This is a genomic window from Streptomyces dangxiongensis, from assembly GCF_003675325.1.
In the GTDB taxonomy this organism is placed as follows: Bacteria; Actinomycetota; Actinomycetes; order Streptomycetales; family Streptomycetaceae; genus Streptomyces; species Streptomyces dangxiongensis.
Genome location: NZ_CP033073.1, coordinates 1,249,842 through 1,269,457 on the forward strand (window position 1 = coordinate 1,249,842; position 19,616 = coordinate 1,269,457).

Here is a 19,616-nt window from a genome sequence, read left to right on the forward strand (position 1 = left end):
CCGGGCGCGCACACCGCCCCCCTCCCCGGCACTGTGGTGCGGTTCCGCGTCCGCTGAGCGGGCGAACCCGGGTCGAGCCGGACGGCGTTGTCAGTGGTGGGCGGCAAGCTGGATCCGTGCGCGCCGCAGGGCGCGTGACCGTGACGCCTACTCGGGGAGAGCCGACCGATGCCCACCGCCGTACTGACCGACCGCGAGCGCACCGCCGTGCAGGCCTATCTGCGGCTGCTCCACACGGTGCGCGCCGCCTTCGACGGGCCGTCGCAGGGCGGCCGGCCCGCCGTCGTCCCGCCCACCGTGCTCGCCGAGGCGGAGCGAGCGCTGGCCCGTGCGGGTCTCGCGGGCAACGAGGAACAGTTCTTCCGGCTGCTGCGCGACTGGGGGCCGCACGCCTGAGCGGCCGGTCGACTCCGCCGCCACCGCTGCCCCCGGGCGGGCCGGGAGGGCCACGGCGGCGGCCGGACACACGGGCAGGGCCACGGCGGACGACCGTACGGGTCCGGCTACGGCGGCCGGGGGCACGAGTACGGCCTCAGGGCGGCCGGGGGCACGGGTACGGCCGCTGCGGGTGACCGTAGCGGGCCGGTTACGGCGGCGGGACGCACGGGTGCGGTCACGGTGGCGCCGTGGGTCGGCCGTGACCGGGCGTCAGGGCGCGGCGCCGGGGCGGCTCAGGTGTGGGGGACGACCACGGACGTCGTGACCACCCCGTCGCCCACGGTCCACCGGCCCTCGAAGATCCGCAGCCGCCGGCCGCCGACCACCGGCCCGGGCACCAGGAGGGAGGCGCTCAGCGTGCCCCGCGCCTCACCGCCGGGTTCCGGGTGCAGGGTGATGTCGGCCTCGGAGAAGTCCAGCCACTTGCGGGTGAGGGGGAACCACGCCTTGTAGACGGACTCCTTGGCGCTGAACAGGATCCGGTCCCAGTGCACGTCGGGCCGTTGTCCGGCGAGCCGGTCGAGCCGCGCCGCCTCCACGGGCAGGAAGACGGACGGTCCGACCCCGTCCGGGAGCGGGCCGTGCGGCTCGGCGTCGATGCCGATGGAGGCGAGGTCGGTGGCGCGGACCAGGGCGGCGGCGCAGTAGCCGTCGCAGTGGGTCATGCTGCCGACCAGGCCGTCCGGCCAGCGCGGGGCACCCCGCTCACCGCTGATCACGGGCTGCGGCGGCACGCCGAGTTTCTCCATGGCGCGCCGGGCGCAGCCCCGGACGGCGGCGAACTCGCGGCGCCGCTTGGTCACCGCGCGCGCGACGAGCGCTTCCTCGGCCGGGTAGAGCGGGGCGTCCCACAGGGGGTCGTCAGCGTGCGCCTCCACGGCCACGACCGACTCCGGGAGCAGCTCCTCGATCACCTGCGTGGACCTCCATCGGCAGGACGCGGCGCAGCCTTCCCGGGGGATCCGGGCGCTTGCGCCATTCGCGGGGGTATCCCACGGAGACCTCCATGAAGCGGACTCCGTCGTGCCAGGTGGTGCGGGGGATGTGCAGATGGCCGTAGACCATCGTGGCGACCCGGAACCGGCGGTGCCAGTCCGCGGTCAGCCGGGTGCCGCACCACATGGCGAACTCGGGGTGCCACAGCACCTCCGTGGGGTGCCGGTCCAGCGGATAGTGGCCGGCCAGCACGGTCGGGAGGTCCTCGGGCAGTTCGGCGAGCCGGCGTTCGGTCTCGGCGACCCGCGCCCGGCACCAGGCCTCCCGGGTCGGGTAGGGGTCGGGGTGCAGCAGGTACTCGTCGTTGCAGACGATGCCCGTGCTCTCCGCGTAGGCCATGCCCTCGGCCTTGGTGGCGCAGCCGGCCGGCAGGAAGGAGTAGTCGTACAGCAGGAACAGGGGGGCGACGACGACCGGGCCGCCGGGGCCGCGCCAGACCGGGTACGGGTCCTCGGGGGTCAGCACGCCCAGTTCCCGGCACACCTCGACGAGGTGGTCGTAGCGGGCGGCGCCGCGCAGGGTGACCGGGTCGCTCGGGTGGGTCCACAGTTCGTGGTTGCCGGGCGCCCACAGCACCTTGCGGAAGCGTTTGGCGAGTGTGCCGAGGGCCCAGCGGATGTCGGCGACGGTCTCCGCGACGTCCCCGGCGACGATCAGCCAGTCGTCGTCGCTCTGGGGGCGCATGCCGTCGACCAGGGCGCGGTTGTCGGGATAACTGATGTGCAGGTCGCTGATGGCCAGAAGCTGTCCGGCCCCGGCCGTCGACTCCACCCCGCACGCCCCTTCCGATCATCCGATGGGACCACAACAACACATACGTGGGGCAACGGACAAGAGGCTCCCCGGCCGCGTGTCGTGCCGAGTCGGCGGACGGCCCGGTTCCGTAACACGCGCGTTGTCGAAGCGGGCATTTGAAAGCCGTATGATCGCCCCGACACCAGCGCCCTCCCTCTTCTTCCCTTCGCGGGGCCGTTCGGTGACCTCTCCTCCCTCCTGCCCGGGCACGGGCCGCTCCGCCCTGCCCGCACACCCCGAAAGGCGGCCTGCATGCCCTCTCGGGTACGCGTCTGGCTCAACCGCACGTATGCGGAGAACGTGTTCTTCATGGATCAGCTACGGAGGAATCCCAGCGACCGGGCGGTCGAGATCCATGCCACGCACGGCGACCCGGACTCCCCCGTGCTGGCCGCGGCCGACACCGCCGAGCTGGAGCCCGAGGGCCTGTCCCCGGCCGCGTACGTCGAGTACGCCCTGGACCAGTGCGCCCGGCGCGGCATCGACGTGTTCGTGCCCCGGCTGCACCAGGCGGCGGTCGTCGCGCACCGGGCCGAGTTCTCGGCGGCCGGTACGGCACTGCTGGCACCGACGCCCGAGGCGGTGGCGGTGTTCGAGGACAAGGCGACCGCGTACGAGGCGGTCCGCTCGGTGGGTGTCCCGGTGCCGCCGTGGCGGCGGGTCCGTACCGCGGACGAACTCATCAGCGCCGTGGCGGAGTTGGAGGCGGCGGGACATCAGGCGTGCTTCAAGCCGGCCGCCGGCGCGGGCGGTGTCGGCTTCCGGGTGATCACCCGGGCGCCCCTCTCGCTGGCCGCTCTCGCCGGTTTCCCCGGCCCGCAGGTGCAACTCGGTCCGGTGGTCGAGGCGCTGCGGCGGGCCGAGGAGCCCGTGAACTGGCTGGTGATGCCGCGCCTGGAGCAGCCGGAGGTGTCCGTCGACTGCCTGACCGGGCCGGACAACCGGCTGCGGCTCGCGGTGGGCCGCACCAAGAACGGCCGCCGCCGGGGCTTCACCCTGGATGAGCGATGGCTGGAGCCGGCCCGGCTGGTCGCCGAGGGCTTCGGGCTGCACCACCTGTCCAACATCCAGTTCCGCATGCTCGGTGACCGTCCGGTGCTGCTCGACGTCAACACGCGTCCCGCCGGCGGGCTGCACCAGCTTTCGCTGTGCGGCGTCAACGCGCCGTGGGCCGCGGTGCGGTTGGCGCTGGGCGAGGACCCCGGGGTGATCGAGCCGCCGTTCCTCGGGCAGGACTACACGGTGGTGTCGGGTCTGCGTCCGCTGGCGCCCGTGGCGCTGCCGCGGCAGCGGGCGGGGGCCGGCGAGACGGTGCTGCCCGCGGTGCCGGCGCCCGTGCGGGCGGCGGAGACGGCTCAAGCACTGCCGCTGTAGGCGCGGCTGCTCACGTGAGGTACGCCAGGCCCGGATGGACCGCGGTGTAGCCCTCGACCAGACTGCGGGCCACGGTGACCGAGTCGACCAGCGGGTGGAGCGCGAAGGCCTTCACGGCGGTCGTCCGGGAACCGGACTCGGCGGCGGCCAGCACCTCGCGTTCGACCGCCTTGACCGAGCAGACCAGACCGGTGGCGTGGCCGGGGAGCGGCGCCGCGGACAGCGGGTGGGCACCGTTCGCGTCGACCAGGCAGGGGACCTCGATGACGGCGTCGGCGTCGAGCACGGACAGGGTGGAGCGGTTGCGGACGTTGAGGATCAGGGTGGTGCGCTCGTCGCGGGTGACGGCCCGCATCAGGGCGAGGGCGACCTTCTCGTATCCGCCGGAGAGGTCGTCGGCCTCGCGGTCGCCGGCGCCCGCGCTCTCCCGGTTCTCGGCCATGTAGGTGGCCTCGCGTTCGGCGCGGGTGCGGTCCCAGGCGAGCAGGGCGGAGACCCCGGGGTCGCCCGCTTCCGCGTAGAACCGGGCCTGCTGGTCGCGCAGGAAGGCGCCGCGGGTCTGCTCGGCGTCCTGGTAGGCGCGGACGGTCTCCCGGTTGAAGTAGTAGTAGTGCAGGTACTCGTTGGGGACCGCGCCGAGCGACCGCAGCCAGTCGGCGCCGAACAGCCGGCCCTCCTCGAAGGAGCCGAGCAGCGCGGGGTCGGCGAGCAGCCGCGGGAGTTCGTCGCGTCCGGCGACGCGCAGCCCGCGCACCCAGCCGAGGTGGTTGAGGCCGACGTAGTCGATGAAGGCCTCCCCCGGGTCGGCGCCGAGGACGCGGGCGATGCGGCGGCCGAGGCCGACCGGCGAGTCGCAGATGCCGATGACGCGGTCGCCGAGGTGGCGGGACATGGCCTCGGTGACCAGTCCGGCCGGGTTGGTGAAGTTGATCACCCAGGCGTCCGGGGCGAGGCGGGCCACGCGCCGGGCGATGTCGACGGCGACGGGAACGGTGCGCAGGCCGTAGGCGATGCCGCCCGCGCCGACCGTCTCCTGTCCGAGCACGCCCTGCGCCAGCGCGACCCGTTCGTCGTCCGCCCGTCCCGCCAGGCCGCCGACGCGGATCGCGGAGAAGACGAAGTCGGCGCCGCGCAGGGCCTCGTCCAGGTCGGTGGTGGCGGTCACGCGGGGCGCGTCGGGGACGGCGGCGGCCTGTTCCGCGAGCACACGGGTCACCGCGTACAGTCGGCGGTCGTCCAGGTCGTGCAGCACCACCTCGGTGACCCGCCCCTCGGCGTGGTCGGTCAGCAGTGCTCCGTACACGAGCGGCACCCGGAAGCCGCCGCCGCCCAGAATCGTCAGCCTCACACCTGTCCCCTTCGCCCGCTTCCCGGGACCTCGCACCACGCCCGCCTCAGGTCCAGCGTGCGGTTGCGGCCGTCCTGCCGGGGACACTACTCGTCGTCCGCCGTCCCCCGGCGCCGCGCCCGGCACCTGCCGTCCGCCACCGGCTCACACCGCGCCGCCGAAGAAGACCTGCACCTCCCGGATGTGACCGTCCCGCACGGTGACGGCCTCGACGTTGCGGTACCGGCCGCCGGAGGTCAGCTCGTACTCGTAGTGGACGAGGACCAGCTCCTCGTCCACGCCGACGATGTGCAGGATGCGCTGGTCGGCGAACCGGTCGGCGGTCGGGAAGCAGCGCGCGAAGAACGCCGCCCTGTCGATGTGGTCGTCCTGGGGGCTGGTGAAGGTGAAGTCGTCGGCGTAGAGGGGGAGCGCCGCCGCGCGGTCCTGTGCCCGGTAGTGCCGGAAGGCCGCCTCGACGACGCCGGCCGGAGACCCGTTCATGCGTTGTCCTCGGTGGGGAGGGTGACCGATCTCCGCCACGATAAGGCCGGGCACGGGTCGCGGGCGGGCAGTGCCGCCGGGTGTCCTCACGGAAACTCTCGGGGGCGTCCGCGGGGCCGCCCGGGTGGCGGGCGGCGTGCCACGGGCCGGCAGGGGCGGCTTCATCCGGTGAACTCCCCCGCCGCGAGGGGCGTTTGTGTGTTTCAACCCTTGACGGTCGAAGGGGCGGGGAGCACATTGGCCGCATCCTTGAGAGCGCTCTCAAGACACCCGCGCGTCGCGCCGTACGCAGAGAGGCAGCCCATGAGTGAGATCCCCGGAACACCGCCCGCACACCAGGGAGGACCGCATGGCGAACCGGTGCCCGCCGGCCGGCGGCGTTCCGTCCGCAAGGCGCTCGTCGCCGCGCTCGGCACGCTCGGCCTCACCGTCGCCGCACTGACCGCCGGCACCCTGCCCGCCGGCGCGTCCGCGCCCGCACCCCCCTCGGGCTGGACCCAGGTCTTCCTGGACGACTTCAACGGCGCGGCGGGCTCCGGCGTCAACGGCGCCGACTGGCAGTACGACACCGGTACGTCGTATCCCGGCGGCGCCGCGAACTGGGGCACCGGCGAGGTCGAGACGATGACGTCGAGCACGAGCAACGTCGCGCTGGACGGGAACGGCAACCTGCTCATCACCCCGCGCCGGGACGCCTCGGGCCACTGGACGTCCGGCCGGATCGAGACGACCCGCACCGACTTCCGGCCCCCGGCCGGCGGAAAGCTCCGGGTGCAGGCCCGGATCCAGCTACCGAACGCCACCGGCGCCGCCGCCAAGGGCTACTGGCCGGCCTTCTGGATGCTGGGCGCGCCGTTCCGCGGCAACTACTGGAACTGGCCGGGCATCGGCGAGCTGGACGTCATGGAGAACGTCCAGGGGCTGAACACCGACTGGGCCACGATGCACTGCGGGACCGGTTCGGGCGGTCCGTGCAACGAGACCACCGGCATCGGCGGCACCACCTCCTGCACCGGCACCACCTGCCAGGCGGGGTTCCACACGTACGCGATGGAGTGGGACCGTTCGACCAGCCCCGAGGAGATCCGTTTCTACCTGGACGGCGTCGGCTTCCACACCGTCAGGGCGAACCAGGTGGACGCCGCGACGTGGGCGAACGCGACCGACCATGGCTACTTCCTCATCCTGAACGTGGCGATGGGCGGCGGCTTCCCGGGGGCGTTCGGCGGCGGCCCGGACGGCGGGACCGAGCCGGGCCACCCGATGGCCGTCGACTACGTGCAGGTCCTTCAGTCCACGGGCGGCGGAGGCGGCCCCACTCCCCCGCCGTCCGGCAACCGGAACGCCTACAGCGCCATCCAGGCCGAGTCCTACGACAGCCAGTCCGGGGTCGCCACGGAGACCACCACGGACACCGGTGGCGGGCAGGACATCGGCTACCTGGCCAACGGTGACTGGGCGCTGTACAAGGGCGTCGACTTCGGTTCCACACCGGCCAGGCAGTTCTTCGCCCGGGTCGCGAGCGGCGCGGCGGGCGGGGTCAGCGGCCTGGTCGAGGTGCGGCTGGACAACCGCGGCAACGCGCCCGTCGGGAGCTTCGCCGTCGGCGGCACCGGCGGCTGGCAGTCCTGGCGGACGGTGCCGGCCAACATCAGCGCGGTGACGGGCACCCACGACGTCTACCTGACCTTCACCAGCGGCCAGCCGGCGGACTTCGTGAACCTGAACTGGTTCGACTTCGGACACTGAGCGCCCGCCGGGCGGTCGGCAGGCCGAAGGGGCCCGCAGGTCCTCCTGCGGGCCCCTTCGGGTTTCACGCGCCCGGCCTCTTCCCGAGAGCCTCGGTGTCCGGCCAGAGGCCGTCCCCCTTCAGCGCAGCTCGGCCCGGAAGGCGACCGGGGTCTGGCCGGTGTGCAGGTGGAAGAACTTGGAGAAGTTCGCCGCGTCGGGGAAGCCCACGGCCGCGCCGACGCGGCCGATCGGCAGGTCGGTGTGGGCGAGGAGGCGCCGGGCCTCCAGAATGACGCGTTTGTCGATGAATCCCTTCGGGGTCCCGCCCGTGGCGGCGCGGACGGCGCGGACCAGGGTGCGGCGGGAGTAACCGAGGGCGTCGGCGTAGGCGCTGACGCTGTGCTGGACACCGAAGCCCTCTTCGACGGCGTCCCGGAAGCGGGTGAACGCGCTGTCGGCCTGCTGCCGGCCGGTCCGCGCCGAGCTGGCCGCGAGGTGGGCCAGGCGCAGCAGGAACGCGGTCAGGGTGTGCCGCAGGACGGCCGTGTGGAGGCCGGGCGGGAGCGTCGCGGTGTCCTCGTACTCGCGGCGGAGCTGGTCCAGGGCCGCCTGGAGCGCGTCGAGCTGGGCCGGGCCGGGGTGCAGCAGGGGCGGCAGGTCGTAGCGGTACAGGCCGGTGGCCTCGACGGTGTCGGGCGGCAGAAACCCGGGTTGCATGGTCAGGACGGTTCCGCGGTACACGCATTCCCGGGAGAAGCGGTGGACCTGTCCGGGGCGTATCCACAGCAGGTCGCCGGCCGTCGCCTCGTACTCGGCGAAGTCGACCATGTGTCGTACGGGGCCGTCGGTGAAGAGCATGACCACGTGGAAGTCGATGCGGTGGACGCGGTGCAGGGGGGCGTCGGTGTGCCAGGTGCGGTCCGTGCCCATCGGGCCGATCTGGAGGCCGACGCCGCCGACTGCCAGGTCGGCCGGGAAGGGGAGGGTTCTGATCCCGTCGCGGTCGGTCGTTCCGCCGGCGCCGGTGTCGGCGCCTTGCTGTGTCCTGCCGGTCTTGCCGGTCTTGTCGGTCATGCCCTTTTCGTGCCGTCCCTGTCGCGTGATCACTGTCCCAGATTCACCACAGGCTGACACACCACGACCTTTCCGCGAAAAAGTCAGACTTTTAAGCTTGAACGCGTCCGGCCAGCCAAACGCACTGAACGAGGATTTCTTGAAGATGACGACGCAGACTTCCGACGGCTTCGAGTGGACCGGCCTCGACCGGCGCGCCGTGGACACCGCCCGTCTTCTGGCGGCCGACGCGGTACAGAAGGTCGGCAACGGGCATCCGGGCACGGCGATGGCCCTGGCGCCCGCCGCGTACACGATCTTTCAGAAGGTGATGCGTCACGACCCGGCCGATCCCGAGTGGACCGGCCGTGACCGGTTCGTCCTCTCCCCCGGCCACACCTCGCTGACCCTGTACACGCAGCTCTTCCTCGCCGGGTACGAGCTGGAGCTCGACGACCTGAAGGCGTTCCGCACGCACGGCTCGAAGACCCCGGGCCACCCCGAGTACGGGCACACCGCGGGCGTGGAGACCACCACCGGACCGCTGGGCCAGGGCGCCGCGAACGCCGTCGGCATGGCGATGGCCGCCCGCTACGAGCGCGGCCTGTTCGACCCGGACGCCCCCGAGGGCACCTCCCCCTTCGATCACACCGTCTGGGCGATCGTCTCCGACGGCGACCTGGAGGAGGGCGTCTCCGGCGAGGCCTCGTCCCTGGCCGGCCACCAGCGGCTCGGCAACCTGGTCTTCCTCTACGACGACAACCACATCTCCATCGAGGGCGACACCGCGACCGCGTTCTCCGAGGACGTGCTGAAGCGGTACGAGGCCTACGGCTGGCACACCCAGCGCGTCGAGCCCGCCGCCGACGGCGACATCGACGTACCCGCCCTGTACGACGCCCTGAAGACCGCCCGGGCGGAGACCGGGCGGCCGTCGATCATCGCGATGCGCACGGTCATCGCCTGGCCCGCCCCGAACGCCCGGAACACCGAGGCCGCGCACGGCTCCGCGCTCGGCGAGGAGGAGATCGCCGCCACCAAGCGCCTCCTCGGCTTCGACCCGGAGCGGACGTTCGAGGTCGCCGACGAGGTCCTCGCCCACACCCGCCGCGCCCAGGACCGGGGTGCCGAGGCGCACGCGGCCTGGGACAAGCGAATCGCCGAATGGCGTACGGCCGCCCCCGAGCGGGCCGAGCTGTTCGACCGGGTCAGCAAGGGCGAGCTGCCCACGGGCTGGGAGGACGCGCTGCCCGTGTTCGAGGAGGGCAAGCCGGTCGCCACCCGGGCCGCCTCCGGCAAGGTGCTCCAGGCGCTCGGCCCGGTCCTGCCCGAGCTGTGGGGCGGCTCCGCCGACCTCGCCGGCTCCAACAACACCACCATCGACAGGACCAGCTCCTTCCTGCCGTCGGGCAACCCGCTGCCCGAGGCAGACCCGTACGGCCGTACCGTCCACTTCGGGATCCGCGAGTTCTCCATGGCCGCCGCGATGAACGGCATCGCCCTGCACGGCAACACCCGCGTCTACGGCGGCACCTTCCTGGTGTTCTCCGACTACATGCGCAACGCCGTCCGTATGTCGGCGCTGATGCAGCTTCCGGTGACGTACGTGTGGACGCACGACTCCGTCGGTCTCGGCGAGGACGGACCCACCCACCAGCCGGTCGAACACCTGGCCTCGCTGCGCGCGATCCCGGGCCTGAACGTCGTCCGCCCGGCGGACGCCAACGAGACCGCGATCGCCTGGGCCGAGATCCTGAGGAGGCACGCCACGAACCCCGCCCCCCACGGGCTCGCGCTCACCCGCCAGGGCGTGCCGGTGTACGCGCCGAACGAGGACGCGGCCAAGGGCGGCTACGTGCTGCGCGAGTCCTCGACGGAGGTTCCCGAGGTGATCGTCATCGCGACGGGTTCGGAGGTGCAGACGGCCGTGGCCGCGCGGGAGCGGCTGGAGGCCGAGGGGATCGGCACCCGCGTGGTGTCGATGCCGTCCGTCGAGTGGTTCGAGGAGCAGCCGCGCGCCTACCGCGAGCGGGTGCTGCCGCCGGCCGTGAAGGCCCGGGTCGCCGTCGAGGCCGGCATCGGTCTGACCTGGTACCGGTTCGTGGGCGACGCGGGCCGCATCGTCTCCCTCGAGCACTTCGGTGCCTCCGCGGACGCGAAGACCCTGTTCGCCGAGTTCGGCTTCACCCCCGAGAACGTCGCCGCGGCGGCCCGCGAGTCGCTCGCCGCCGCGCGCGCCTGATACCGACGCGAAAGAAAGATGATCACTGTGACCGAAGCAATCGCGACCCCGGGCGCCCTCAAGCTCCTCGCCGACGAGGGGGTGTCGATCTGGCTGGACGACCTGTCCCGCGAGCGGATCACCTCGGGCAGTCTCGCCGAGCTGGTGGCGAGCGGAAGCGCCGTCGGTGTCACCACCAACCCGTCGATCTTCCAGGCGGCCATCGGCTCCGGGAAGGGCTACGAGGAGCAGCTCGCCGACCTCGCCGTGCGGGGGGTGACGGTGGAGGAGGCGGTGCGGATGATGACGACCGCCGACGTGCGGGACGCCGCCGACATCCTGGAGCCCGTGTACACCGCGTCCGGCGGGCTGGACGGCCGGGTCTCCATCGAGGTCGACCCGCGTCTGGCCCACCGCACCGAGGCGACCGTCGCCGAGGCCAGGCAGCTTGCCTGGCTGGTCGACCGGCCCAACGCGATGATCAAGATCCCGGCGACCAGGGCGGGTCTCCCGGCGATCACCGAGGTCATAGGCCTGGGCATCAGCGTCAACGTGACCCTGATCTTCTCCCTGGAGCGGTACCGCGAGGTCATGGCCGCCTACCTGGCCGGCCTGGAGAAGGCCCGCGAGCGCGGCATCGACCTGTCGACGATCCACTCGGTGGCGTCGTTCTTCGTCTCCCGCGTGGACAGCGAGACCGACAAGCGCCTGACCGCCCTCGGCACCGACGAGGCGCTCGCGCTCAAGGGCCGCGCGGCCCTCGCCAACGCCCGGCTGGCCTACGAGGCCTACGAGGAGGTCCTCGCCTCCGAACGCTGGCTCGCGCTCGCCGGTGACGGGGCGAACAGGCAGCGCCCGCTGTGGGCGTCCACCGGGGTGAAGGACCCCGCGTACAAGGACACCCTGTACGTGGACGAGCTGGTCGCGCCGGGCACCGTCAACACCATGCCGGAGGCCACGCTGCGCGCCGTCGCCGACCACGGCGTGATCACCGGTGACACGGTGACCGGCGGCTACGCGCGGGCGCGCGCCGACCTTGCCGCCCTGGAGCGGCTCGGCATCCCCTACGACGAGGTCGTCCGGCAACTGGAGGACGAGGGCGTCGCCAAGTTCGAGGCGGCCTGGCAGGACCTGCTGGACGCCGTCGCCGCGTCCCTGAAGAGCAAGGGAGTTGACGCCTGATGACCGAGAACGCACCCGCCGCCCAGGCACCCGAGGAGGTGCGCGTGCCGGTCGACCCGGCCGCCGACTGGGTGAACCCGCTGCGGGACGCCGATGACCGCCGGCTCCCCCGGATCGCCGGGTCGTCCGGCCTGGTCATCTTCGGCGTGACCGGTGACCTGTCCCGCAAGAAGCTCATGCCGGCCGTGTACGACCTGGCCAGCCGCGGTCTGCTGCCGCCGGGCTTCTCCCTCGTCGGGTTCGCCCGCCGGGACTGGGAGAACCAGGACTTCGCGCAGGTGGTGCACGACGCCGTACGCGAGCACTCCCGCACCCCCTTCCGTGAGGAGGTGTGGCAGCAGCTCGCCGAGGGCATGCGGTTCATCCCCGGCGACTTCGACGACGACACCGCGTTCAAGCAGCTCAAGGACGCCGTCGAGGAGCTGGACGCCTCCCGTGGCACCGGCGGCAACTTCGCCTTCTACCTCTCGGTGCCGCCGAAGTTCTTCCCCAAGGTCGTGCAGCAGCTCAAGAAGCACGGCCTGGCCAGCGCGCCGGAGGGTTCCTGGCGGCGCGCGGTCATCGAGAAGCCGTTCGGTCACGACCTGGCCAGCGCCCGCGAGCTGAACGCGCTCGTGCACGACGTGTTCGACCCGGAGCAGGTGTTCCGCATCGACCACTACCTCGGCAAGGAGACGGTCCAGAACATCCTGGCGCTGCGCTTCGCCAACCAGATGTACGAGCCGGTCTGGAACCGCTCGTACGTCGACCACGTGCAGATCACCATGGCCGAGGACATCGGCATCGGCGGCCGGGCCGGCTACTACGACGGCATCGGTGCCGCCCGGGACGTCATCCAGAACCACCTCCTCCAGCTCATGGCGCTGACCGCCATGGAGGAGCCGATCGCCTTCGACGCGGAGGCGCTGCTCACCGAGAAGCTGAAGGTGCTGAAGTCGGTGCGCCTGCCGGAGGACCTCGGCCGGCACACCGTGCGCGGACAGTACGCGACCGGCTGGCAGGGCGGCGAGAAGGTCGTCGGCTACCTGGAGGAGGACGGCATCGACCCCAAGTCGAAGACCGACACCTTCGCCGCGGTCAAGCTGGGCATCGACAACCGCCGCTGGGCCGGGGTCCCCTTCTACCTGCGCACCGGCAAGCGGCTCGGCCGCCGGGTCACCGAGATCGCGGTGGTCTTCAAGCGGGCCCCGCACTCCCCGTTCGACTCCACCGCCACCGAGGAACTGGGCTCGAACGCGATCGTCATCCGCGTCCAGCCCGACGAGGGCATGACCGTCCGCTTCGGGTCGAAGGTGCCGGGCACCTCGATGGAGATCCGGGACGTGTCCATGGACTTCGCCTACGGCGAGTCGTTCACCGAGTCGAGCCCGGAGGCCTACGAGCGGCTCATCCTGGACGTGCTGCTCGGCGACGCCAACCTGTTCCCCCGTCACCAGGAAGTGGAAGAGTCCTGGAAGATCCTCGACCCGATCGAGGAGTACTGGGCGGCGCACGGCAAGCCGGCGCAGTACTCCTCGGGCACCTGGGGGCCGAGGGAAGCCGACGAGATGCTCGCACGAGACGGACGGAGCTGGCGCAGGCCATGAAGATCGACCTGACCGACACCACGGCAAGCAAGATCAACAAGGCGTTGGTGCAGGGCCGCCGCGCCATCGGCACACCGGCCGTGGGCATGGTCCTGACGCTGGTCATCGTCACGGACGAGGAGAACGCCTACGACTCGATCCGGGCCGCGGAGGAGGCCTCGCGCGAGCACCCCTCGCGCACCCTGGTCGTCATCAAGCGGCACGCCCGCACGCTGCGCGACCGCACCCACTCCCGGCTGGACGCCGAGGTGCGGGTCGGCTCCGAGGCGGGCACCGGCGAGACGGTCGTCCTGCGGACCTACGGCGAGGTGTCCGACCACGCCGACTCCGTCGTCCTGCCGCTGCTGCTGCCGGACGCGCCGGTGGTCGTGTGGTGGCCGGTGGACGCCCCCGACGCCCCCGCCAAGGACCCGCTGGGCGCGCTCGCCCAGCGCCGGATCACCGACCTGTACGCCGTCGAGCGGCCCCTGGAGGTCCTGGAGGCCCGCCTGCGCGCCTACGCGCCCGGCGACACCGACCTCGCCTGGACCCGGCTCACCCCGTGGCGTTCGATGCTGGCCGCGGCGCTGGACCAGGCCCGGGTGAAGGTGACGTCGGCGGCCGTCGAGGCCGAGGCCGACAACCCCAGCGCCGAGCTGCTGGCCCGCTGGCTGGAGGCCCGTCTGAAGGTGCCCGTGGACCGCGTGGTCAGCGCGGGCCCGGTCGTCACGGCCGTACGGCTCGGCACCTCGAACGGCGAGATCGTCATCGACCGTCCCGAAGGGCCCCTCGCCACGCTGACCCTGCCGGGCCAGCCGCCGCGCACCCTCGCCCTCAAGGTCCGCCCCACCTCCGAACTCATCGCCGAGGAGCTGCGCCGCCTCGACGCCGACGAGATGTACGCCATCGCCCTCCAGGGCGAGGCCACCAAGGAGAACGCCTGACATGGCCGACTACCCCAACCTCACCCACCGGCCCGAGTGGACGGCTCTGGCCGATCATCGCGCCGGGAACCAGCCGCGTTTGCGGGAGTTGTTCGAGGCCGATCCCGGCCGTGCGGAGCGGTACACGCTTCAGGTCGGTGATCTGCACATCGACTACAGCAAGCAGCTGGTGACCGACGAGACGCTGCGGTTGTTGCGGGAGCTGGCGGCGGCGACGGACGTGTTCGGTCTGCGCGATGCCATGTTCGCCGGTGAGAGGATCAACGTCACCGAGGACCGGGCGGTGCTGCACACCGCGTTGCGTGCGCCGCGGGACGCGGTGGTCGAGGTCGACGGTGAGAACGTGGTGCCCCAGGTGCACGCCGTGCTGGAGAAGATGGCCGGGTTCGCCGAGCGGGTCCGTTCGGGTGAGTGGACCGGTCACAGCGGCCGGCGGATCCGTAACGTCGTCAACATCGGTATCGGGCTCGGATCTGGGTCCGGCGATGGCCTATGAGGCGCTGCGTCCGTACGCGGCGCGGGAGTTGACGTTCCGGTTCGTGTCGAACGTGGACGGCGCGGACCTGCACGAGGCGACCCGGGACCTGGATGCGGCCGAGACGCTGTTCGTCGTGGCGTCCAAGACGTTCACCACGATCGAGACGATCACGAACGCCACCTCCGCGCGGACCTGGCTGCTGCGGGCGTTCGGCGGGGACGAGAAGGCGGTGGCGAGGCATTTCGTGGCGTTGTCCACGAACGGGGAGAAGGTCAGCGACTTCGGTATCGACCCGGAGAACATGTTCGGGTTCTGGGACTGGGTCGGCGGCCGGTACTCCTTCGACTCCGCGATCGGTCTGTCGTTGATGATCGCGATCGGTCCGCAGCGGTTCACCGAGATGCTGGAGGGTTTCCGGCTGGTCGACGACCATTTCCGTACCGCGCCGCCGGAGGCCAACGCCCCGCTGCTGCTGGGTCTGCTGGGTATCTGGTACGGCAATTTCCATGGCGCGCAGTCGCACGCGGTGCTGCCCTACAGCCACTACCTGTCCAAATTCACGGCCTATCTTCAGCAGTTGGACATGGAGTCCAACGGCAAGTCGGTGCAGCGTGACGGCACGCCGGTGCAGTGGCGGACGGGGCCGGTGGTGTGGGGCACGCCGGGCACGAACGGGCAGCACGCCTACTACCAGTTGATCCATCAGGGCACCGAGCTGATCCCGGCGGACTTCATCGGTTTCGCCCGTCCGGTGGGGGATGAGCGGTGAACTGGCCGCGCAGCACGATCTGCTGATGGCGAACTTCTTCGCGCAGACGCAGGCGCTGGCGTTCGGCAAGACGGCCGAGGAGGTCCGTGCGGAGGGGGTGGCCGAGGAGCAGGTCGCGCACCGTACCTTCCACGGTGACCATCCCACCACGACGGTCCTGGCGCGGGAGCTGACCCCGTCCGTGCTCGGCCAGTTGATCGCCCTGTACGAGCACAAGGTGTTCGTCCAGGGCGCGGTGTGGAACATCGACTCCTTCGACCAGTGGGGCGTGGAACTGGGCAAGGTCCTCGCCAAACGCGTCGAACCCGCCCTCACCGAAGGCACCGACGTACCCGGCCTCGACCCCTCCACCAGGGCCCTCGTCGCCGCCTACCGTTCTCTCAGGAAGTGAAGTGACATGACAGCCATGCAGTTGGGCCTCATCGGTCTGGGCAAGATGGGCGGCAACATGCGCGAGCGGATCCGCCGCGCCGGCCACGAGGTCGTCGGCTACGACCGCAACCCCGAGGTCTCCGACGTCAAGAGCCTCGCCGAACTGGTCGAGAAGCTGGACGCGCCCCGCCATGTGTGGGTGATGGTCCCGGCCGGGACCGCCACGCAGGGCGTCATCGACGAGCTGAAGGACCTGCTGTCCGAGGGCGACACCGTCATCGACGGCGGCAACTCCCGCTGGACGGACGACGAGAAGCACGCCGCCGAACTCGGCGTCAAGGGCATCGGCTTCGTCGACGCCGGTGTCTCCGGCGGTGTGTGGGGCCTGGAGAACGGCTACGCGCTCATGGTCGGCGGTGACAAGGAGCACGTGCAGCGGATCCAGCCGATCTTCGACGCGCTCAAGCCGGAGGGCCCGTACGGATACGTCCACGCGGGCCGGGTCGGCGCCGGGCACTTCTCGAAGATGGTCCACAACGGCATCGAGTACGCCATGATGCAGGCCTACGCCGAGGGCTGGGAGCTGCTGGAGAAGGTCCGCTCGGTGGACAACGTCCGCGAGGTGTTCCGCTCCTGGCAGGAGGGCACCGTCATCCGGTCCTGGCTGCTGGACCTCGCGGTCAACGCCCTGGACGACGACGAGCACCTGGAGAAGCTGCGCGGCTACGCGGAGGACTCCGGCGAGGGACGCTGGACCGTCGAGGCGGCCATCGACAACGCCGTGCCGCTGCCCGCGATCACCGCCTCGCTGTTCGCGCGGTTCGCCTCCCGGCAGGACGACTCGCCGCAGATGAAGATGATCGCCGCACTGCGCAACCAGTTCGGCGGCCACGCGGTCGAGAAGAAGGACTGACCCGCCGTGGGGGACCTCCTGCTGGTCCGCCACGGTGAGACGGAGTGGAGCAGGTCGGGACGGCACACCAGTTGGACCGACCTGCCGCTGACCGGGCACGGCGAGGAACAGGCCAAGTCCCTCGCCCCGCTCCTCACCGGCCGGACCTACGCCCTCGCCCTGGCCAGCCCGCTGAGCCGCGCGATACGCACCGCCGAGCTGGCCGGCGTGCCCGGGGTCGAGACCGAACCGGGGCTGCACGAGTGGGACTACGGCGGCTACGAGGGCATCACCACGGTCGACATCCACCGCGACCGCCCCGGCTGGGACCTGTGGACCGACGGCGTGCCGCCCGGCCCGGACGGACACCCGGGCGAGTCGCCGGCACAGATCGGCGCCCGCGCCGACCGGGTCCTGGCCCGCGTCGACGCTGCCCTCACCGAGGACGCCGGTGACGTGGTCCTCGTCGCCCACGCCCACTTCCTGCGCGTCCTCACCGCGCGCCGCCTTGGCCTGCCGCCCGCCGAGGGCCGCCTGTTCAAGCTGGCCACCGGCACGGTCAGCCGTCTGTCGACGGAGCACGGCCGCCCGGTGATCGCGGAGTGGAACGTCCAGCCGTAGCGGACGCCCCGTGTGCCCCCCGGTCCGCCGCACCGTCGGCGGCCCGGGGGCACACCGCTGACCGGGGCCCGTGAGGCCGCGTTGACAGCCGATCCCGCCCCGGGTCAGAGTCCCCCGGGTGGAGATCAGTGAGCTGACGGCGGCCGAGGAGCGGGTGTGGCGGGCCTTCCCGCGGGGGGATTCGGTGGACCTGCGGGAGCGCCCTGACGAGGACGCCGGAGACGGCGGCGGCTGGGGGCCCGAACGGACGGTGCGCACCCAGGTGTTGCGGGCCCTGCTGCTGGACGGGCCTCGGCACGGCGGGGAGATAGCCTCATTGAATCTGGCGGGCGCCCGGATCACCGGCCTGCTCGACCTCCAGTACGCGACGATCGACCACCCGGTGCGGCTGCGGCACTGCCACTTCGACGAGGCCCCGCGGTGCGACGGCGCCCGGCTGCGCGAGCTGAACCTCAGCGAGTCCGTCCTGCCCGGGCTCACCGCCCACGCCCTCCACGTGGACGGTGTCCTGCGGATGACCCGCACCCGGTGCCACGGCACCGTACGGCTCGGCGGCGCCCGCGTCACCGGCAGCCTGTACCTGGAGAGCGCCGAGGTGGCGGCGCCCGAGGAGGAGCACCCGGTGCTCCAGCTCAACCAGGCCTTCATCGGCGGTGACTTACGGGCGCCGGGCCTGCGCACCCACGGGCAGATACGGCTCAACGGCGCCGTGATCGCCGGGTCGGTCAACCTCTGCGAGGCGTGCCTGAACCATCCCGGGCAGGGCGCGCTCGACGCGCAGACACTCTCCGTGGGGAGCGACATGCTGGTCCGGCACGCCGAGGTGCACGGCTGGACGGGCCTGCGGGGCGCCCGTGTCGCGGGCCGGCTCGACCTGTCGTACACCCTCCTGTCCAACCCGGGTAGTCCGGCGCTGCGGGCCGGCAGCACGACGATCGGCGAGCTGTGGCTGCGCAAGAGCCCGCCCATGGACGGCTCCCTCGACCTGCGCCGTGCCCAGCTCGAAGTCCTGCTGCTGGAACCGGAGGCGGTGCCCGAGGAGGTACGGCTCGGCGGCCTGACGTACACCTCGCTCACCCCGCACGCGCCCGCCGAGCGCCGCCTGCCCATGCTGGAGCGGGAACGGGACGGTTATGTCCCGCACGTCTACGAGCAGTTGACGGCCTCCTACCGCCGGACCGGGGACGACCACGCGGCCCGGTCGGTACAGCTCGCCAAGCAGCGCCGGCACCGCCACACCCTGCCCTGGTACGGCCGGCTGTGGGGCGTGGTGCAGGACGTCGCCGTCGGCTACGGCTTCCGTCCGCTGCGCGCCGCCGGCTGGCTGCTGTCGCTGCTCGCCCTCGGCTCCCGCCGCCTTCGCGCTGCACCACCCGCAACCGCTGAAGACGGACGAGGCACCACCGTTCCACCCGGTGTTCTACACGCTCGACCTGCTGCTGCCGGTGATCTCCTTCGGACAGGACTCGGCGTTCGCGCCGCGCGGTGGATACCAGGTTCTCGCCTATGTCCTGGTCCTCACCGGCTGGATCCTGGCGACGACCGTGGTCGCCGGTGTCACCCGCACGGTGAGCCGTCAGTGACACCGCGTGCCGGGTGCCGGGCCGCCGGCCGGGCTCTGCTTCTACAATCACCGGCACGCGAACGCGCGCCCCGCCCAGGCTGCCCCCCGGCCCGAAGGAACCCGATGACCAGCGTCGAAGAACCGGTAGGACCCGGCGGGCGGGTGCGCGATCCCGCCCGGACCCGGGCCGAGATCCTCGACGTGGCCACGCGCGAGTTCGCCAGGGCCGGCTACGACGGTGCCCGGGTCGACGAGATAGCGGCCCGCACCCGGACCACGAAGCGGATGATCTACTACTACTTCGGCGGCAAGGGGCAACTGTTCACGGCCGTGCTGGAGCGGGCCTACGGGCTGATCCGGGACGCCGAGCAGCAGCTCGACGTCGAGCACCTGGACCCGGTCGGGGCGATCCGGCGGTTGGCCGAGCTGACGTTCGACCACTGCGAGCGGCACCCGGACTTCGTCCGCCTGGTCGGCATCGAGAACGTCCAGGGCGCCGGGCACACCGCGGCCTCCGGCCGGCTCGGCCCGACCGGTTCCCCGGTCCTCGACGTGATCCGCCGCATCCTGGCCGCAGGGCAGGAGTCCGGGGTGTTCAGGGCCGGCGTGGACGCGGTCGACCTGTACGGGGTGATCACCTCGTTCTGCTTCTTCCGGGTCGCCAACCGGCACACCTTCGGCACTCTGTTCGGCCGGGATCTGATGGACCCGGCGCAGCGCGCGCACTACCGGGCCATGCTCTCCGACATGGTGATCGCCTACCTCACGGCGGAGCGGACGCCCGGCTGAC

15 protein-coding genes and 2 pseudogenes are annotated in these 19,616 nt (G+C 72.0%); 12 read left to right on the forward strand and 5 right to left on the reverse strand.

Annotation, left to right across the window (positions count from 1 at the left end; genetic code table 11):
* Positions 1–168 precede the first annotated feature (168 nt).
* Positions 169–396 (forward strand): hypothetical protein, encoded by a 228-nt coding sequence (locus D9753_RS05420; protein ID WP_121785969.1) that lies wholly within the window; start codon positions 169–171, stop codon positions 394–396.
* 275 nt (positions 397–671) lie between these two features.
* Here the strand turns inward: D9753_RS05420 and D9753_RS05425 are convergent, their stop codons facing one another.
* On the reverse strand, positions 672–1,352 hold the full coding sequence (locus D9753_RS05425) for a 4'-phosphopantetheinyl transferase family protein (protein WP_163010629.1): 681 nt from the start codon (positions 1,350–1,352) through the stop codon (positions 672–674).
* On the reverse strand, positions 1,300–2,205 hold the full coding sequence (locus D9753_RS05430; protein ID WP_121785970.1) for a metallophosphoesterase family protein: 906 nt from the start codon (positions 2,203–2,205) through the stop codon (positions 1,300–1,302). The genes D9753_RS05425 and D9753_RS05430 overlap by 53 nt, the downstream gene beginning before the upstream one ends.
* Positions 2,206–2,481: 276 nt before the next feature.
* On the opposite strand from D9753_RS05430, the gene D9753_RS05435 reads away from it, so the two are divergent.
* Positions 2,482–3,603 (forward strand): ATP-grasp domain-containing protein, encoded by a 1,122-nt coding sequence (locus D9753_RS05435; protein WP_121785971.1) that lies wholly within the window; start codon positions 2,482–2,484, stop codon positions 3,601–3,603.
* 10 nt (positions 3,604–3,613) lie between these two features.
* Here D9753_RS05435 and D9753_RS05440 read toward each other — a convergent pair whose 3' ends face one another.
* Positions 3,614–4,951, reverse strand: coding sequence for a 6-phospho-beta-glucosidase (locus D9753_RS05440; protein WP_121785972.1), 1,338 nt, complete (start codon positions 4,949–4,951; stop codon positions 3,614–3,616).
* Positions 4,952–5,095: 144 nt separating this feature from the next.
* On the reverse strand, positions 5,096–5,434 hold the full coding sequence (locus tag D9753_RS05445; RefSeq protein WP_121785973.1) for a nuclear transport factor 2 family protein: 339 nt from the start codon (positions 5,432–5,434) through the stop codon (positions 5,096–5,098).
* Between the two features lie 303 nt (positions 5,435–5,737).
* Between D9753_RS05445 and D9753_RS05450 the strand changes: the two genes are divergently transcribed.
* Complete coding sequence (locus tag D9753_RS05450; protein WP_121785974.1) at positions 5,738–7,183, forward strand: glycoside hydrolase family 16 protein; 1,446 nt, start codon at positions 5,738–5,740, stop codon at positions 7,181–7,183.
* A gap of 120 nt (positions 7,184–7,303) precedes the next feature.
* On the opposite strand, the gene D9753_RS05455 is transcribed toward D9753_RS05450, so the two are convergent.
* Complete coding sequence (locus tag D9753_RS05455) at positions 7,304–8,239, reverse strand: helix-turn-helix domain-containing protein (protein WP_121785975.1); 936 nt, start codon at positions 8,237–8,239, stop codon at positions 7,304–7,306.
* A 145-nt stretch (positions 8,240–8,384) separates the two neighbouring features.
* Between D9753_RS05455 and tkt the strand changes: the two genes are divergently transcribed.
* The 9 genes and pseudogenes from tkt to D9753_RS05500 all read left to right on the forward strand — a co-directional run bounded on the left by tkt (position 8,385) and on the right by D9753_RS05500 (position 19,615).
* Complete coding sequence (tkt, locus tag D9753_RS05460) at positions 8,385–10,460, forward strand: transketolase (RefSeq protein WP_121785976.1); 2,076 nt, start codon at positions 8,385–8,387, stop codon at positions 10,458–10,460.
* A gap of 18 nt (positions 10,461–10,478) precedes the next feature.
* Complete coding sequence (gene tal / locus D9753_RS05465; protein ID WP_121785977.1) at positions 10,479–11,621, forward strand: transaldolase; 1,143 nt, start codon at positions 10,479–10,481, stop codon at positions 11,619–11,621.
* Complete coding sequence (gene zwf, locus D9753_RS05470; RefSeq protein ID WP_121785978.1) at positions 11,621–13,207, forward strand: glucose-6-phosphate dehydrogenase; 1,587 nt, start codon at positions 11,621–11,623, stop codon at positions 13,205–13,207. The genes tal and zwf overlap by 1 nt, the downstream gene beginning before the upstream one ends.
* On the forward strand, positions 13,204–14,130 hold the full coding sequence (gene opcA, locus D9753_RS05475) for a glucose-6-phosphate dehydrogenase assembly protein OpcA (protein WP_121785979.1): 927 nt from the start codon (positions 13,204–13,206) through the stop codon (positions 14,128–14,130). The genes zwf and opcA overlap by 4 nt, the downstream gene beginning before the upstream one ends.
* Before the next feature lies 1 nt (position 14,131).
* A pseudogene (gene pgi / locus D9753_RS05480) lies at positions 14,132–15,768 on the forward strand (glucose-6-phosphate isomerase).
* A gap of 15 nt (positions 15,769–15,783) precedes the next feature.
* Positions 15,784–16,662 (forward strand): phosphogluconate dehydrogenase (NAD(+)-dependent, decarboxylating), encoded by an 879-nt coding sequence (gene gnd, locus D9753_RS05485; protein ID WP_121790916.1) that lies wholly within the window; start codon positions 15,784–15,786, stop codon positions 16,660–16,662.
* A gap of 6 nt (positions 16,663–16,668) precedes the next feature.
* Positions 16,669–17,262: a histidine phosphatase family protein gene (locus tag D9753_RS05490; protein WP_121785980.1), complete on the forward strand. Its 594-nt coding sequence runs from the start codon at positions 16,669–16,671 to the stop codon at positions 17,260–17,262.
* 118 nt (positions 17,263–17,380) lie between these two features.
* Positions 17,381–18,845 (forward strand): annotated as a pseudogene (locus tag D9753_RS05495) (membrane-associated oxidoreductase).
* Positions 18,846–18,949: 104 nt separating this feature from the next.
* Positions 18,950–19,615, forward strand: a complete 666-nt coding sequence (locus D9753_RS05500; protein WP_121785981.1) for a TetR/AcrR family transcriptional regulator — start codon at positions 18,950–18,952, stop codon at positions 19,613–19,615.
* Position 19,616: the final 1 nt, after the last annotated feature.

Coding starts and splice junctions, on each gene's coding strand:
- gnd (WP_121790916.1), top strand. CDS start 15,784: ATGCAGTTGGGCCTCATCGGTCTGGGCAAGATGGGCGGCAACATGCGC.
- opcA (WP_121785979.1), top strand. CDS start 13,204: ATGAAGATCGACCTGACCGACACCACGGCAAGCAAGATCAACAAGGCG.
- D9753_RS05445 (WP_121785973.1), bottom strand. CDS start 5,434: ATGAACGGGTCTCCGGCCGGCGTCGTCGAGGCGGCCTTCCGGCACTAC.
- D9753_RS05450 (WP_121785974.1), top strand. CDS start 5,738: ATGAGTGAGATCCCCGGAACACCGCCCGCACACCAGGGAGGACCGCAT.
- D9753_RS05455 (WP_121785975.1), bottom strand. CDS start 8,239: ATGACCGACAAGACCGGCAAGACCGGCAGGACACAGCAAGGCGCCGAC.
- tal (WP_121785977.1), top strand. CDS start 10,479: ATGATCACTGTGACCGAAGCAATCGCGACCCCGGGCGCCCTCAAGCTC.
- tkt (WP_121785976.1), top strand. CDS start 8,385: ATGACGACGCAGACTTCCGACGGCTTCGAGTGGACCGGCCTCGACCGG.
- D9753_RS05420 (WP_121785969.1), top strand. CDS start 169: ATGCCCACCGCCGTACTGACCGACCGCGAGCGCACCGCCGTGCAGGCC.
- zwf (WP_121785978.1), top strand. CDS start 11,621: ATGACCGAGAACGCACCCGCCGCCCAGGCACCCGAGGAGGTGCGCGTG.
- D9753_RS05435 (WP_121785971.1), top strand. CDS start 2,482: ATGCCCTCTCGGGTACGCGTCTGGCTCAACCGCACGTATGCGGAGAAC.
- D9753_RS05500 (WP_121785981.1), top strand. CDS start 18,950: ATGACCAGCGTCGAAGAACCGGTAGGACCCGGCGGGCGGGTGCGCGAT.